The following is a 15,382-nucleotide window of genomic DNA, read 5'->3' on the forward strand; positions in this document are numbered from 1 at the left end:
TGTTACTTGATTAATTGTTTAATACCTTTTGAAAGTTTAGTTGCTGCCTTATCATGATTTCTAAACCATAATTCTGGTTCAATCAATTCTAATTCAGCGATGGCTAATTTATCATTATTATCTGTAAAAATATCAACTCTAGCATACATAGGTAATTCTTTACATGCTTTAACAGCTGTTTCTGCAAATTCAATTTCTTGCTTAGTAGGGGAATAGTTGTATACGCTACCTCCAAAGTCATCTTGAACTCTAAAATCACCAGGTTTAGCAATTTTTAGAACTGCATGTGTATATTTTCCATTGATTATGATTAATGAAATTTCTCCTTGTTCAACAATATTATGCTGGAAAGGTTGAATGATAAATGCTTCTTTGGAAATTAACTCTTGAAATAAGCTTTCATATTCATCTAGATTATCTGTATTGATTTTATAAGTATGTCTTGCAGCTCCTGAAATACAGGGTTTTATTATAAAATCTTTTAACTGATATGTATTCGTAATTTCTTTAAGTGTACTATTATCTCCTTTTTCAATAAAGTATGATTCGCAAATATGTACTCCCTTTTTCTGTAAATCTAAAAGGTAGTGTTTATCTAAATTCCATCGAATGATGGCTTCAGAGTTGATTAATGTTGTTTGCTGACTAACTTTTTGTAACCAAACAGAAAACTCATCAAATCTATCAAAATAATCCCAAGTAGTTCTGAATAGTATATATTTTGTGGATGTCCAATCAAAATTTGGATTATCCCAAGACAAACGAGTAACTTTTAATCCATCACTTTCTAGAGCATTTTGAACAATTTTGTCTTCGAGTAAAACATTGTTAGTGTATGCATCTATTTCTTTGGGATTTACATATCTACGCTCCGAAAGAATTGCAACATCGTATTTCTTCATGTTGCAAATTTCCGAAAAAGTATTTATTTATATTGACTGTAATGTGATAATATATGTTTAGGAATATCTATTGTTGAAGGGTATCCTTTATCGGCAACAGGTTTTTCTAAAACTTGCTTCACAGGAATAACACCAGCCCAATATGGTAAGTCGTAATCTTCTGGTTCATCATTTACCCCTTCAGCTCTAATTTTTGCAGAAGCAGCGGTGATGGTAAATTCTACTACCATAGTACGATCTAATTCTTTTTGATGCATCGGACGTAAAGTCTGATAATGATTTGGAATCATTTGATCTACAATATCCTTTATGAAATTGGTTTTTTGTTCATCTTCAGTAATTTCTGTTATATCTCCAAATAATGTTACAGAACGATAATTTACAGAGTGATGTAATCCAGAACGCGCAATAACTAAGCCATCTAAATGCATAATGTTAATTGATGTTTTTCCAGAATCAAGTATGGCTTTTAACATACGATTGGCTGTAGAACCATGTAAATAGATTTTATCTTCTTTTCTAGCATATGCCATAGGAATACTAATTGGATAACCGTCGTAAATGTATCCAACATGACCAATAAAACCAGCGTCTATAATTTGGTTGATTACCTCTTTATCGTAATTGGCTCTTTTAGCTCCTCTTTTTAATCTGTTCAGTTTTGATTGTTCAAATTTTTCCATATTATAATTTTTTAGCTAGTATTGGATTTTCGTAACCTTGTTTGTTGATTTGAAAAGATATACTGCCTACTTTTTCAAATCCATTTTTTTCATAAAAGTTAATGGCTCTAGTATTTTTTATATATACGGTTAACCACATCATATCAAAATTCAATTCTTGGGCTTTTTTAACCGTTGTTTTAAACAATTCTAATCCCAATTTCTGTGTAATGAACTCATCTAGAACATAAATTCGCTCTAAACGACAGCAGCTAGGATTTTCTATAAATTCTGATTCAGCATTTAAAACTAATTTTACATAACCCACAGGAAGCTTATTTCTATAAATTATAAAGTAAATATTGTTGCTGTCTTTTAGTTCTTTTTGAGTAGTTTCTATAGAAAAAGCTTTATCTAAATAAGCATTTAAATTCGTTTTATCTTCTATATAATCTCCATGAGATTCTCTAAAAGTTACTCTACCTAATATGGCTAAAGTTTCTAAGTCTTTAGATGTACCTTGTTTGATTTCTATACAATTAGTTTGTGTCATTGTTGCATTCATAATGCTAAGCTTCGTTAATTATGTACTCCATATATTTAGCTGTTTTTTCAACTATTTTCTTATCGTGAATTTTTTCAATAATATGGAATGATAAGTCTATACCTGCAGAAATACCACCTGAGGTAAAGGTTTTGTTATTAGATTGAACAAAACGTTTATTTTTTATAGGTGTTCCTGTAGGGACTAATTTTTCCATATCATCATAGACTTGATGATGCGTACAATATGGATTATTGTCTAGAGCTCCAATTTTTGCCAAAAATCGAGAACCAGAACAAATACTCATAGTAATTTCAGTGTGTTTATCAGTATTTGCAATCCAATTGATAATTTGTTCATCTTTTATCGCTTGATTTGTGCCGTCTCCACCAGCTAAAATCAAAATATCAACTGTAGGACAATCGTTAAAATCATACTTTGGGTTTACAGACAATCCATTTACTGCTGTAATTGCTTCTTTAGTTTTAGAAACCGTAAAAACATCAAATAATTCAAAATTATTCAATTCAGAAGTTACTGAAAATACCTCAAAAGGACCTGCAAAATCCAGTACTTCAGCGTTGTCAAAAATAAATATGCCTACTGTTTTTTTCATACTATAAATATCGCTCTTTAATGATGTCTATATGCCAAATATTGTGACCGGGAATAACAAAAGCAGCTGCTCTGGCAGACATGGGGCCTCCATTTGCATTTCCTATATATTTCAAATCTTCATTAGTTAAACTTTCTAAAAGGCTGATAGAGTGGTTTCTATTGATCATAAATTCTGTCATTAATTTATGTGTCGTTTTTTGATTAGCGCCTGAAGGATTAATGTAAATGTTTTGATCAAATCCAGCTAAAGGAGTAGTATCTCTTCTAGCTATTCTAAAACATCTGTGCATAAAAATACGCTCAGTATCAATTAAATGCTGGTAAATCTCTTTACAATTCCATTTATTAGGTGCATACCTATACTGAAGTTTATCTTCAGGAATACTCAAGAAGAATTCCATTACCTCACGTTTACCAATTTCAAAGTGATTAAGTAGGCTTCTATCTTCAGGTAATTTTTCTATATACCTTTTATAATATGGATCATATTCTGATATGTTAATAGCCAATCTATTCATGATTATTATATAATTCTTATCCAAAAATAATATATTTATGGTCTGTTGTTTTAGTCCAGAATTAATTTAATTAGTAGTCCAGATGTTTCCGTATAAAACAAGTTTAGATATAGATAGAAAGAGTAAAGAGCCATTGTTTTTACAATTAACGAATCAATTTATTCATTTGATAAAAGAAGGTAAAATTCCTTCAGGAACTAAATTGATTGGTACTAGAAGTTTAGCAGAATTATTACAAGTACATAGAAAAACAGTTGTAGCTTGTTATGAAGAATTAGCCATGCAAGGTTGGGTGGAAACTATACCTAAAAAGGGGACTTTTATTCCAGAAAATTTACCTCTTTTAAAATCCGAAGATTACAGGAAAACTAAAATTTCTGAAAGTATAGAAAAAATAGGCTTTTCATTTTATAAAACAACCTTACCAGAGAAAAGAGTGGAGAGGAAGGTAGATTGGATGTATATTAATGATGGGGTTTCGGATGGAAGATTAACTCCTACAGATGATTTGGCAAAAATCTATAGAAGAATTGCTGCTAAAAAAAATAATATAGAACATTTGGGCTACATTTCTACTCAAGGAAATAAGCAATTACGAAATGTATTAGCAAATTATTTAAATGAGACTAGAGGGTTAAGTATTACAAAAGATCACATTCTGATTACTAGAGGAAGTCAGATGGGGATTTGGTTATCTTCACAATTACTTTTAAAAAAAGAAGATATTATTGTAGTTGGTGAAACTAATTATGCTTCTGCTGATATCACTTTTTTACATCAAAAGGCAAAGATTCTACGAATTCCAGTTGATGAAAATGGTATTTGTACAGTTGCATTAGAAAAAATTTGTCAATCTCAAAATATAAAAGCTGTATATGTAACTTCTCATCATCATCATCCTACTACAGTAACATTGTCAGCTGAACGACGTATCTATCTATTAAATTTAGCTAAAACTTATGGATTTGCTATTATAGAAGATGATTACGATTATGATTTTAATTATAATCATGCGCCAATTTTACCATTAGCAAGTCATGATGTACATAATAATGTTATTTATATTGGTTCAGTTTGCAAAACAGTCGCACCTGTTTTTAGAGTAGGGTATTTAATAGCTGATAAAGAATTTGTAAATGAGGCTTCAAAAATTAGAGGTTTTATAGATCGTCAGGGGGATGCATTACAAGAGTTGACTTTTGCCGAGTTTATTAAATCGGGAGATTTAGACCGACATATTCGCAAAGTATTAAAAGTTTATGAGAAGAGACGAGATTTATTTTGTAATCTACTAAAAGAAGAATTGAGTGACTATTTTAGTTTTACTAAACCAAAAGGAGGAATGGCTGTTTGGTTAACTTTGAATAAAAAATATACTTGGGAACAAGTTTCTAGCGTAGCAAGAATATATAAATTAGAGATTGGAGATACTACACGTTATGATTTGGCAAAAACAAATCATAATTCCATACGAATGGGGTTCGCAACATTTAATGAAGATGAGTTAAAAGAACTAATTAAAAGAATAAAGCTTACTATGGAAGAAGTAGTTAACCAGGAAAAATTCGCTTAAATTTTTTGGGAAGTTCTTTTTCAAAAGTCATACTTTGATTAGAAAAAGGATGTATAAATTCTAGTTGAGAAGCATGAAGATATAATCCGTTTCCATAGGAAATTAGTCCTTCAATAAAATAGTCTTTATCTCCTAAGATAGGGGCTCCAATTTCATATAAATGCTTTCTTAATTGATGCCTTCGTCCAGTTTTTGGTTGTAACTGAACTAGGTTTAAATACTCATATTTTTCAGAAGGAATAGTTTGTAAAACGGTAAAGATTGATTTAGATTCTTTGTTATCTACAGGAATATTAATTTCGCCAGAGGAATCCATTTTACCAATAGTAACAGCATGGTATGTTTTCTCGATTTTTTTTTCTTCAAAAAGTTTGGTAAGTGCAATAGTTGCCGAATTGGTTTTACCAATAAGCAATAATCCGCTAGTTGGATAGTCCAATCGATGTACAGGTCGAGGTAGTATCGCATCTTTATGGGAACTTTTTTTTAAATTTTGTTCTAAAGCATTAGCTATGGTAGCAAACGAATTTCCACTCACTACTATACCTGAAGGTTTTAAAATTACAGCGAGATAATCATCTTCAAATATAACTTCTAAAGGAAAAACAAATTCTTTTTTAGTGTTAGACTCTTCTTGAAATAACTCAATACATTCACCTCCATTAATGAATAGTGCTGTAGCAGCTCTTGTTCCATTAACAAATACTAACCCTTTTTTAATAGCTTTTTTAAAACCAGATCTTGTTGGATTTGTACTAAAAATACCAATGCCATATTCTTGTAAGCGAATAGGTTTTTCTAGTTGAGGAACTGTGTGACTTTCTAATAAATTCAATAGAATTACAAGTTTATTTTTTGGGAGTTACGCTAACTGTATTACTTTTTAAATAAACGAAGATAAGAAAGTTGGAATATTTAAAGAACGAGAATCTAGGAATAGATGATGTATAAAACAACACTCTTGACGTCATTTTGTACGATTAAAGAAAATCTTAGCAAAGAGAGCAATTAGTTAATATCTTTAATGTAATAATCAAAATTAACCATTAAAAACTAATAACTGAGATCCCTTGAAAACGGAGAACTACATAATAGTTGCATCCGACCATGGTGCTACGCTTTCTAAAATAGTTAATGAATTAGATGATTTGGAAAATTATAATTGTATAACTATAAGCTCTGTGGTGTTATTAATTAAATTATTAGAAACTGTCTCTCCAAAACTAATTATTGTACATTTTAGAAATAATACGTTACAACTTAATCATCTCTTTAAGTTACAGTCCAATGTTAAACTTCCAATACTGTGCTTGATTAATCGTTATGAAAAGTTAAAGATAAACTATGAGGAAAAGCCCCTTATAATACAATCCATAGATACTCTTGAACATAAATACTTATCAACCAATGTAAAAAGTATTTTATCAATAGTTACGAAACAAGTAGTACTTGAGGACCAATACTTCAAGGAAAAAAATGGACCTAAATTACTTACTGAAAATAAAAATTTAGCTCGTTATGTACTGGAATTAGACCAAAAAAAGATTTTATTACAAAAAATTATGGAACGAATAAAGGAGTTGAGTAGTATTACCGATTTACCTATGAGAAATCGACTAAACTCTATTGTAAATAGTATAAAGCTCAATACAAAAACAAGTCACTGGGAAGACTTTAAACTTTATTTTGAAAATATTAATCCAAATTTTATAAAACAGTTAACTGCCAAATATCCATGCTTAACATCTAAAGACATTAAATATTGTTGTTATCTAAAAATGAATATGTCTAATGAAGATATTAGATACATTTTAGGAATCAATAAAGAAAGTGTAAGAACACATAAATATAGATTGAAAAAGAAAATGACATTAGAAAAAAAACAAGATTTACGAATGTTTATAAGCTCTTTTTAAAGAAACATCTAAGGAGGTTGGGATTAAAAGCTATTATTCCGAATCTTACTACTGTCACTCAAGACAGGTAAAATGAAGGGATTTTTTTAATTAAAAGTTACTAATTATAACAATACCTATATTTTTTCTAGCTTTTTTACTATTGTATTTATTTCTACTTCTATTCTAATTTGAACATAAGAACATGATTTTTATGTTTATAGATATTAATTTTAATGTCCCTCTTAATTTTAGAAAAACTTCAAATTACTTCAATACTATTAAGATTACTTTACAATTAAAGATTTTCGCAGTTACCTTTTAAATAACTTTTTTAGACTGTTTTTCTTTGACAAGAAAAACGAATAAAATCAATATAAAATTGTAGAAGAATTGTAGGTGTCTACGATTTGTCTATGCTTTTCAGCTTCTTCCTAAAAATGTACATGATTTGTATACAGCGGTTCTTAAGTTTTTCTTTAACGAACATATAACTTTGAAGCGTCAACCAAAACTACTGTCTAAAAAAAATGATTTCTAAAGCAATAGATTATACAGTTAATTCACTTAATGCATTTCTTCAAAATAAGTTTGCATTAACAGAAGATATTGTAATAGCAAATAAAATTGTAGACCAAAATGGTAGTGTTCCAGTAGAAAATGAAAACAAAGTTCTATTAACGTTAATCCATGTAGACCAAGAAACAGTAAAACAGTTCTACAATACAAATAGAAAGTTAAGCAATAATAACTTTGAGAATAAAGCGCAAGAGGAACGATATAACTTATATATATTAATATCTCCGAATTTTGAAAACTATAATGAAACACTAAAGTTTTTAAATTCTTCTATACAATTTTTTCAAACCTATTCAGCCTTAGATGCAAACTTTTCTTCTAATATACCAAAAGGAATCAATCGATTAGAATTTGAATTTGAAACAGGAGATGGGTACCAACAAATGCATAATCTTTGGAGTGCACTAGGAGCAAAATACCAACCGAGTGTTATTTACAAAATGAGGCTAATTACAATTGTCTCTAACGAAATAAAAGGATTTGAAGCTGCTGTAACAACATCTAATACCATAGTACAAGATGAGTAAAAGTAGTTTTCATAAAGTATTTAATGTAGCTGTATTACATGATTATTATTCAGATAATATATGTAAAGGTCTTGTATATACACCAACTATTGAGACAGAAGAAATTATCTATGCCTATAATTTCAAAATAAATATAACTACTAAAGGTTTTGAGTTATACACATATTCAAATACAACAATTCCTAGCTTATTAAATTATATTAATCGTGTTACAGGAGCAGAAAGTTTTAATTTTAACGTGACTACTTCTAATACACATTTCTACCAATTTACTAACCTGCCGATAAACGAGATAGGAATTACTTATTTCAACTCTGCTGAAGTAGAAAAAACTACAAAAACAGAAAAGATCATATTAAAACCACATTTTATAAGAACACGTTCAACAGAATTTTTATTTAAGTTGTCTGTAGGCTTTAAGGAGTTGATAGGTTTATATGAATTAAAAAAAGAAGGGAATTACGAAATACAGTTTCAATCTAGATTAACAAAGTGGAAGTATTTTATTATCAATTCTACTAAACGAAGCTTAGGAGTATTAACTATAAGTGATACTTCAGGAATTCAATTTGAAGGGCCAGAAAAGGTATTATTACAAAACAAACAAGAAGCACAACTTTTTTCTGTTTCAAATACACTACTACCATTTTCAGAAAGACCACTTTACAAGTTTAATTTGGAAAGTACAACACAAAAAAACGGAATGGACCGAACGAAGGTAATTTTTAAAGGATTACCCAATGCCAATCCTAATGTTTTAGGAATAAATGCCAGTTCATCTCCACCTATAGTAGAATCATTTATGTATGTATACGTATAAAATAATTAATTATAAAATAACCAATATGTTTTATGAACTTATCTACGATTAAATCTCCAGGGGTTTATATCAATGAAGTAAATGGATTTGGAAATTCAGTTGTACCTGTTGCAACAGCAGTTCCTGCCTTTATTGGATATACACCACAAGCCATGTACGAAGGGAAATCGTACACGAATGTACCTAGAAAAATTACGTCATTCGCAGATTTTCAAGCAATTTTTTGTTTGCCAGATCCAGCGCCTCCGGCAGATCCAGCAAAACAATATGAACCTGAATACTATTTAGTTGCACAAGATAGTCAACCAACTTCAGGTGATTATATGTTGATAGGAGGTACTTTTTATTCTATCTTACCAGACCCAAACACTATTTATTATTTATACAATAGCGTTAAATTATTTTATGATAATGGAGGAGGAGATGCATACATTGTTTCAGTTGGTACTTACGGTGATCCATCAGGAAATCCAATGCCAGTAGGAGAACAAATAGTAAATCCGAATGTACAGTTAAATGAATTAACAGGCGGTTTAGAATTATTGTTACAAGAGCAAGAACCTACCATGTACATTTGTCCAGAAGCTACTTTACTTTCTGTAGAAAATAATGCTTCATTAATGCAAGCGATGTTATTACAAGCATCAACTATGCAAACTGCTGTATGTATTTTTGACATTATTGGAGGAAATGATCCAGATCCATTAAACTACATGGATGATATAGAAACGTTTAGAAATGGAACAGGCTCTAATGGTTTAGACTATGGAGCGGCATATTATCCTTTTGTTGGAACTACCGTGATGCAAGCTTCAGATATTGATTATACCAACTTATTTGGCGGAGATGTAACACAATTACAAGCAATTTTAAGCCCTGCTAGTAATCCAAATCCAACAGTGGATACAATTATAGCGAATATTCAAAACCCACCTGAAGGACAACAACTAACAGTAAGTCAATACAATAATTCACTTTTAGTTGCAAGTCCAACTTACAATACCATTATTGCGAATGTATTACAAGATGCTAATATTTTACCTCCAAGTGCAGGAATGGCAGGTGTAATTACAGTAACCGATAATGATGTAGGTCCTTGGCAATCGCCAGCAAATACTTCTATGGTAGATGTAATCAGTTTACCAATATTGATTTCTGAAACACAACAGGCAGATTTAAATGTAGATGCAATTTCAGGAAAATCTATCAATGCAATTCGCTTTTTTAATGGTTTAGGAATCCTTATTTGGGGAGCAAGAACCTTAGATGGAAACAGTCAGGATTGGCGTTACATTTCTGTAAGAAGAACCATGATTTTTATTGAGCAATCTTGTAAGCTAGCAGCAAATGCATATGTATTTGCACCAAATGATAAAAATACATGGGAATCAGTAAAAGCGATGATTAGTAGTTTCTTAAATGATATTTGGAAACAAGGTGGATTGCAAGGAGCAAGCGCATCAGATGCTTTTTCTGTAGAGTGTGGATTAGGTTCCACCATGACTTCAGAAGATATTTTAAATGGTTTTATGATTGTATCTGTTAAAGTAGCAGTAGTAAGACCAGCAGAATTCATTGTACTTACTTTCCAACAGCAAATGGCTACGTCTGCATAAAGGAATTGATGTATGTCAGTTTGAGAGTCACTGATTATTCAAGGTGAATCGTCATTACAATGATGAAACAAGAATAATTTCATTCAAACTAACAAAGAGTGTAAAAATTAGGTCTCTATAAAAGAGATTAATTACATATAACCAAACGAAATAAAAACTAAAAAAATAATATTATGGCAACAGATGACGGAAGTGTAGAAGGATCAACCTGGCCCATGCCAAAGTTCCGTTTTGAAGTAGACTTGGGTACGGAACTAACAGGAGTCGCATTTCAGGAAGTTTCTGGAATGGATGTAGAAAATCAAATTATTGAATATCGTAAGAGTAACAGTCCTTTATTTTCAGTAGAAAAAATGCCTGGAATTGTAAAATACGGAAATGTAACTATGAAACGAGGCGTTTTTGTAAACGATAATATATTTTGGGATTGGCATGCTGAAATTAAAATGAATACCATTAAACGTAGAACAGTTCTGATTAAGCTTTTAGATGAAGCAGGAAGTGTTACTATGCAATGGCAACTAAACAACGCTTGGCCTACAAAAATTACCAGTACAGACTTAAAGTCAGACGGAAATGAAGTAGCTGTAGATACTTTAGAAATAGCACACGAACAACTAATAATTACGAATGGCTAAGAAACGAGAAATAGAATTAGAACAACCAGCCGTAGGTAAATTTCCGGTAGGTTTTTATTTTTCAGTTTCATTTGGAGATTATTCAAACGTTGATTTTCAGGAAGTATCGGGTTTGTCTAGAGAGCAAACCTTAGAAGAAGTAGCAGGGGGAGGAGAAAATAGGTTTAAATACCGCCTCCCATCTGTTTCTACAAGTAAAAACTTGGTGCTTAAAAGAGCATCTGTACCTGACGGAGATTTTTTGACAGATTGGTGTAACGATACGATTGATGGAGGATTAGCTAATCCTATACGTACTCAATTAGTATCTGTAAACCTTTTAGATAGAGATGGAACAGTATGTATGAAATGGAACTTTTTTGATGCTTATCCAGTTAAATATTCTTTTTCTGATTTAAAATCACAAGAAAGTGAAATCGTAATAAATAATATCGAATTAGCATACACTTATTTTACGACTACATAAGATCAATTGGAATAAAGAATCAAGAGTTTTTTTAAATCTTAATGTTAGACTTAATATAAAAGTAAGAATACTAAAAATATCTTTTTGAAACTGTTAAAAAAAATTATCAAGCAGGTATTGGTGATATAGAATTACAAGCGTCATTACGATGAACGATACGTAGTAAAGTGAAGAAGTAATCTGTTTTTATAGAGTAAGGGATTACTTCAGTTCGAAAACTCTTTTCATAATTATAAATAACTAGTGAGTTATCTGTTTGATTGCTTAGGTGTTAAGAGAAGTGTATCGAAAACAAATTAGAAACTTGAAACTTGTTGATACAATTTTGCTCCATTTTCATGTCCTAAAATTACTCGAAGCCAAAAATTAAATAACCAACAACCAGCAACTAATAAAGAAAATATGCCGGTAGAAATCAGAGAACTCATTATTAAAACGGAAATAAAAACGGCGGTAGATCAAATAAATACAGTAAATGAAGTTGACCTTTCTGTTTTTAAAGAGGAAGTACTAGAAATGTGTAAACGAATGCTATCCGAAGGTATAAAAAAAACAAGTTATAGAAGATAACTATGGGATTAGAATATATGAAAATAACAGGGTATTACGATGGGGATTTTATGAAACCCATTCCAGGAAATCCCTATGAAGTAATGATTAATCCGAATTCTATTAAATGGAATCGAAAAATTCATTACAACAATCAACAACCCATAGGTTCTAGTCAAGCATCTCAGAAGTATAAAAATACAGCAATTGATGAATTGAGTTTTGAAATTGTGATTGATTGTACAGGAGTAGTGTTTCCGAAGCGAATTAATATGGCAAACGAAATTAAAGCTTTGGAAGATATAGTGTACGATTATGACGGGAAAATACATCGACCTAATTATGTAATAGTGCAATGGGGAAGCGATCTGATTTTTAAAAGTGTTTTAAAAAGTTTCAATACAACATATACCCTTTTCAGACCAGATGGAAGCCCGTTAAGAGCAAAAGTAGCTCTTAGTTTTGGGGAATATGTGTCTCCTAAAAAGAAAAGCAAAGAAGAAAAAAAAGAATCACCAGATGTAACACATCTAGTGGAAGTTGTAGAGGGTGAAAGCTTACCACAATTATCATATAAAGTATGGAATTCGCCTTTTTATTATGTACAAGTAGCACAATATAATGGCTTGAACAAATTTAGAAATCTTAAAGGAGGACAACAATTACTATTTCCTCCGATAACAATTACAGATGTATGAGTGTATCAGAGATAAAACATGGAGGATTAGCTACATTTACGGTTAAAGTAGATGGAAGTGCTATTCCTGATATTATTGAAGTTAAAAGCGTAACCGTAGAAAAACCAGTCAATAGAGTTGCGAAAGCAACCCTTGTAATTATTGATGGAAGTGCAGCTGAAGAAGATTTCGAAGTAAGTTCGTCAAATACGTTTCTACCAGGAAATAAAGTAGTATTGGAAGCAGGTTACGATGCTATAAATAAACCCATTTTTAGTGGAATTATTACCAAACAGAGTATCGTGATTAGCGAAGTACATGGTGCAGTTTTGGAGGTAGAATGTAGAGATGAAGCTATAAAAATGTTGGTAGGACGCAAAAGTGTAACCTATTCAAAAAAGAAAGATAGCGAAATTATTTCCTCAATTATTGGGAGCTACTCAGGTTTAAAAGCATCAGTTACAGGAACACAAACCCAATGGCAAGAACAAGTACAATATTATACAACTGATTGGGATTTTATTATGGCGAGAGCTGAAGTAAACGGGATGGTTGTAACAACATTAGATAATAAAGTTTCTGTGTTTCCGCCAGATAAAAACAAAACGCCTGTTTTAGAAATTACCTACGGAGACAATTTATTGAGTTTTCAGGCCGATTTAGATGCGGTTACACAATTGAGTAATGTAAAAGGTAGTTCATGGGATTTTGCAACACAGAAAATTACAACGGCTTCCTCCAAAAATAGTATGGCAGGACCGGGTAATTTATCTTCTAATAAGCTATCAGAAGTTGTGGGGTTAAAAGACTTTGAAATACAAACTACAGCACCTTTGCAAAGTACTGATTTAACCAATTGGGCTAAGGCAACCTTGGTAAAAAGTGATTATTCAAAAATAAGAGGAGATGTAAAGTTTCAAGGAACGGAATTAGTAAATCCTGGAGATTATATCACATTAAAAGGTTTAGGGACACGATTCAATGGAGATCATTTCGTGTCAAATGTTCGACACGAAATTGGAAATGGAAATTGGCTTACAGAAACGTCCATTGGTTTAGCACCAGTTTGGTTTACAGAAGAACCAGATGTAATGGCGCCACCAGCATCAGGATTATTACCTGGAGTTCAGGGAATTTTTAATGCTACGGTGAAGAAAATATATGAAGATCCAGATAATCAATATCGAATTTTAATTGATATCCCATTGTTTGATCCTAAAGGACAAGGATTGTGGGCTCGTCTGTCTAATTTCTATGCAACTTCAGGAGCTGGAGCATTCTTTTTACCTGAAGTTGGTGATGAGGTAATTGTTGGTTTTTTAAATGAAGATCCGCGTTATCCAATCATTTTAGGAAGTGTTTATAGTAGCACCAAACATAAACCATATAAAAGTTTGACTCCCAATAAGAAAAATTCGAAAAAAGCAATTGTTTCTAAAGAAGGGATTTTTATTGAGTTTGATGATGAAAACAAAATTTTCACCATAGAAACTCCAAGTAAAAATACAGCTGCTTTTGATGATAAGAGTAAGAAAATTACAATCAAAGATCAAAACAGTAATAGTATAGAAATGTCTTCAAGTGGAATAACTATTAAAAGTGCTAAAAGTATTTCTATAGAAGCTAATCAGAAATTGACACTTAAGGGGAAACAAGGAGTAATCATTGATGGATCGCCTGGAGATGTAACACTTAAAGGAACTAATATTAAAAATACAGCTAATGTGAAATTTTCAGCCAATGGAAGTGCACAAGCTGAATTAAAAGGAGGCGCTCAAACTACTATTAAAGGCGCTATGGTCATGATAAATTAACTAACCAAAACTAAAAACAATGCCACCAGCAGCAAGATTAACAGATTTTCACCAATGTCCCATGCAAACACCAGCGTTTCCAGCGCCTATTCCGCATGTAGGTGGTCCCATAATTGGTCCAGGACAACCGAATGTATTAATAGGAAAATTACCAGCAGCTAAAGTTGGTGATATGTTGGTTTGTATAGGACCACCAGATGTTATTGTAAAAGGATCTGCAACAGTAAAGATAGGAGGAATGCCAGCGGCAAGAGTTGGAGATACTACTGCACACGGAGGAAAAATATTAGTAGGAGCTTTTAACGTAATGATCGGTGGATAATAAGTCAGTCATACGAAAGAAGGAATTCCTAGGATCGGGTTGGTCATTTCCAGTGACGTTTTCAGTTGGAAATCATCAATTAATTACAACACGATTTGAAAATAATATTAAGGATTCTATTGATGTGATTATGCAAACCAATTTTGGAGAACGTCCTACAGATCCGCAATTTGGTTCTGGACTGCAACAGTATTTCTTTCAGGATATGAATGAAACTTTGAAAGGACAAATTAAAGATACAGTAACTTCTAGTTTGCAAGATAATGAACCAAGAATTACGGTAATCGATGTAGATGTAACTTATGTAAACATGACCAATGGGCATGTTGAAGTTACCATTGTTTACGAATACAATCAAACAAATACAAGACATAATTATGTGTATCCTTTCTACATAAAAGAAGGAACAAATATTTGACATTAAAAGATTCAAGAATTTTAAAGTTGAGAGTTTGAAGCTCGAAGCAAGAAGTTAAAAAAAAGGAAACTAATTGATTGTTAGTTCGAGTGATTTTATGAAGTGATAACGTAATAGAAAACTTACTTCAACTGAGTTTATCTTGAATGAAGTCGAAAGGCTTAGTAGAATTATCGATAACTTCATTATGATGAACGAAACATAGTGAAGTGAAGAAGTAATCTACCGATTTAAGAATACAAAT

General features: G+C 31.4%; 18 protein-coding genes. 12 read left to right on the plus strand and 6 right to left on the minus strand.

Going from position 1 to position 15,382, the window contains the following annotated elements:
* Window positions 1–2: 2 nt before the first annotated feature.
* From BVC87_RS04910 to BVC87_RS04930, 5 genes are read right to left on the minus strand one after another with little or no spacing between them, the layout of a single operon-like run.
* Window positions 3–902, minus strand: a complete 900-nt coding sequence (locus BVC87_RS04910; protein WP_075341244.1) for an ATP-grasp domain-containing protein — start codon at window positions 900–902, stop codon at window positions 3–5.
* A 23-nt stretch (window positions 903–925) separates the two neighbouring features.
* Entirely contained in the window at window positions 926–1,585 is a 660-nt protein-coding gene (locus BVC87_RS04915) for a pyridoxamine 5'-phosphate oxidase family protein (RefSeq protein ID WP_075341245.1), read from the minus strand.
* 1 nt (window position 1,586) lies between these two features.
* On the minus strand, window positions 1,587–2,129 hold the full coding sequence (locus BVC87_RS04920) for a GNAT family N-acetyltransferase (RefSeq protein ID WP_075341246.1): 543 nt from the start codon (window positions 2,127–2,129) through the stop codon (window positions 1,587–1,589).
* Window positions 2,130–2,133: 4 nt separating this feature from the next.
* Entirely contained in the window at window positions 2,134–2,724 is a 591-nt protein-coding gene (locus BVC87_RS04925) for a DJ-1/PfpI family protein (protein ID WP_075341247.1), read from the minus strand.
* Window position 2,725: 1 nt separating this feature from the next.
* Complete coding sequence (locus BVC87_RS04930; protein ID WP_234974637.1) at window positions 2,726–3,268, minus strand: DinB family protein; 543 nt, start codon at window positions 3,266–3,268, stop codon at window positions 2,726–2,728.
* Between the two features lie 58 nt (window positions 3,269–3,326).
* Here BVC87_RS04930 and pdxR point away from each other — a divergent pair, with 58 nt between their 5' ends.
* Entirely contained in the window at window positions 3,327–4,817 is a 1,491-nt protein-coding gene (pdxR, locus tag BVC87_RS04935) for a MocR-like pyridoxine biosynthesis transcription factor PdxR (protein WP_075341249.1), read from the plus strand.
* Here the strand turns inward: pdxR and BVC87_RS04940 are convergent.
* Complete coding sequence (locus tag BVC87_RS04940) at window positions 4,795–5,652, minus strand: RluA family pseudouridine synthase (protein WP_075341250.1); 858 nt, start codon at window positions 5,650–5,652, stop codon at window positions 4,795–4,797. The genes pdxR and BVC87_RS04940 overlap by 23 nt on opposite strands.
* Window positions 5,653–5,887: 235 nt before the next feature.
* Between BVC87_RS04940 and BVC87_RS04945 the strand changes: the two genes are divergently transcribed.
* From BVC87_RS04945 to BVC87_RS04990, 11 genes are all read left to right on the plus strand, one after another.
* Window positions 5,888–6,733 carry a helix-turn-helix transcriptional regulator gene (locus tag BVC87_RS04945; RefSeq protein WP_075341251.1) on the plus strand — a complete coding sequence of 282 codons (846 nt, stop codon included), beginning with the start codon at window positions 5,888–5,890 and terminating at the stop codon, window positions 6,731–6,733.
* Window positions 6,734–7,242: 509 nt separating this feature from the next.
* On the plus strand, window positions 7,243–7,818 hold the full coding sequence (locus BVC87_RS04950; RefSeq protein ID WP_075341252.1) for a DUF4255 domain-containing protein: 576 nt from the start codon (window positions 7,243–7,245) through the stop codon (window positions 7,816–7,818).
* Window positions 7,811–8,638 (plus strand): hypothetical protein, encoded by an 828-nt coding sequence (locus BVC87_RS04955; protein ID WP_075341253.1) that lies wholly within the window; start codon window positions 7,811–7,813, stop codon window positions 8,636–8,638. The genes BVC87_RS04950 and BVC87_RS04955 overlap by 8 nt, the downstream gene beginning before the upstream one ends.
* 32 nt (window positions 8,639–8,670) lie before the next feature.
* Window positions 8,671–10,254: a phage tail sheath family protein gene (locus tag BVC87_RS04960; RefSeq protein ID WP_075341254.1), complete on the plus strand. Its 1,584-nt coding sequence runs from the start codon at window positions 8,671–8,673 to the stop codon at window positions 10,252–10,254.
* Between the two features lie 173 nt (window positions 10,255–10,427).
* Window positions 10,428–10,892, plus strand: a complete 465-nt coding sequence (locus BVC87_RS04965; RefSeq protein WP_075341255.1) for a phage tail protein — start codon at window positions 10,428–10,430, stop codon at window positions 10,890–10,892.
* Window positions 10,885–11,358, plus strand: coding sequence for a phage tail protein (locus tag BVC87_RS04970; protein WP_075341256.1), 474 nt, complete (start codon window positions 10,885–10,887; stop codon window positions 11,356–11,358). Before BVC87_RS04965 ends, BVC87_RS04970 begins: the two co-directional genes overlap by 8 nt.
* 402 nt (window positions 11,359–11,760) lie before the next feature.
* Window positions 11,761–11,928 (plus strand): DUF5908 family protein, encoded by a 168-nt coding sequence (locus BVC87_RS23345; protein ID WP_159439320.1) that lies wholly within the window; start codon window positions 11,761–11,763, stop codon window positions 11,926–11,928.
* 2 nt (window positions 11,929–11,930) lie between these two features.
* Complete coding sequence (locus BVC87_RS04975) at window positions 11,931–12,605, plus strand: CIS tube protein (protein ID WP_083629274.1); 675 nt, start codon at window positions 11,931–11,933, stop codon at window positions 12,603–12,605.
* Complete coding sequence (vgrG, locus tag BVC87_RS04980; protein ID WP_075341257.1) at window positions 12,602–14,398, plus strand: type VI secretion system tip protein VgrG; 1,797 nt, start codon at window positions 12,602–12,604, stop codon at window positions 14,396–14,398. Before BVC87_RS04975 ends, vgrG begins: the two co-directional genes overlap by 4 nt.
* Window positions 14,399–14,417: 19 nt before the next feature.
* On the plus strand, window positions 14,418–14,720 hold the full coding sequence (locus tag BVC87_RS04985) for a PAAR domain-containing protein (RefSeq protein WP_075341258.1): 303 nt from the start codon (window positions 14,418–14,420) through the stop codon (window positions 14,718–14,720).
* Window positions 14,713–15,138, plus strand: a complete 426-nt coding sequence (locus BVC87_RS04990; protein ID WP_075341259.1) for a GPW/gp25 family protein — start codon at window positions 14,713–14,715, stop codon at window positions 15,136–15,138. The genes BVC87_RS04985 and BVC87_RS04990 overlap by 8 nt, the downstream gene beginning before the upstream one ends.
* Window positions 15,139–15,382: the final 244 nt, after the last annotated feature.

It is taken from the genome of Tenacibaculum agarivorans (assembly GCF_001936575.1).
Taxonomy (GTDB): domain Bacteria; phylum Bacteroidota; class Bacteroidia; order Flavobacteriales; family Flavobacteriaceae; genus Polaribacter; species Polaribacter agarivorans.

Bases quoted from the DNA above. Each gene is read 5' to 3' on its own strand.
- BVC87_RS04910 (WP_075341244.1), bottom strand. From the start codon at position 902: ATGAAGAAATACGATGTTGCAATTCTTTCGGAGCGTAGATATGTAAAT.
- BVC87_RS04915 (WP_075341245.1), bottom strand. From the start codon at position 1,585: ATGGAAAAATTTGAACAATCAAAACTGAACAGATTAAAAAGAGGAGCT.
- BVC87_RS04920 (WP_075341246.1), bottom strand. From the start codon at position 2,129: ATGAATGCAACAATGACACAAACTAATTGTATAGAAATCAAACAAGGT.
- BVC87_RS04925 (WP_075341247.1), bottom strand. From the start codon at position 2,724: ATGAAAAAAACAGTAGGCATATTTATTTTTGACAACGCTGAAGTACTG.
- pdxR (WP_075341249.1), top strand. From the start codon at position 3,327: ATGTTTCCGTATAAAACAAGTTTAGATATAGATAGAAAGAGTAAAGAG.
- BVC87_RS04950 (WP_075341252.1), top strand. From the start codon at position 7,243: ATGATTTCTAAAGCAATAGATTATACAGTTAATTCACTTAATGCATTT.
- BVC87_RS04955 (WP_075341253.1), top strand. From the start codon at position 7,811: ATGAGTAAAAGTAGTTTTCATAAAGTATTTAATGTAGCTGTATTACAT.
- BVC87_RS04960 (WP_075341254.1), top strand. From the start codon at position 8,671: ATGAACTTATCTACGATTAAATCTCCAGGGGTTTATATCAATGAAGTA.
- BVC87_RS04965 (WP_075341255.1), top strand. From the start codon at position 10,428: ATGGCAACAGATGACGGAAGTGTAGAAGGATCAACCTGGCCCATGCCA.
- BVC87_RS04970 (WP_075341256.1), top strand. From the start codon at position 10,885: ATGGCTAAGAAACGAGAAATAGAATTAGAACAACCAGCCGTAGGTAAA.
- BVC87_RS23345 (WP_159439320.1), top strand. From the start codon at position 11,761: ATGCCGGTAGAAATCAGAGAACTCATTATTAAAACGGAAATAAAAACG.
- BVC87_RS04975 (WP_083629274.1), top strand. From the start codon at position 11,931: ATGGGATTAGAATATATGAAAATAACAGGGTATTACGATGGGGATTTT.
- vgrG (WP_075341257.1), top strand. From the start codon at position 12,602: ATGAGTGTATCAGAGATAAAACATGGAGGATTAGCTACATTTACGGTT.
- BVC87_RS04985 (WP_075341258.1), top strand. From the start codon at position 14,418: ATGCCACCAGCAGCAAGATTAACAGATTTTCACCAATGTCCCATGCAA.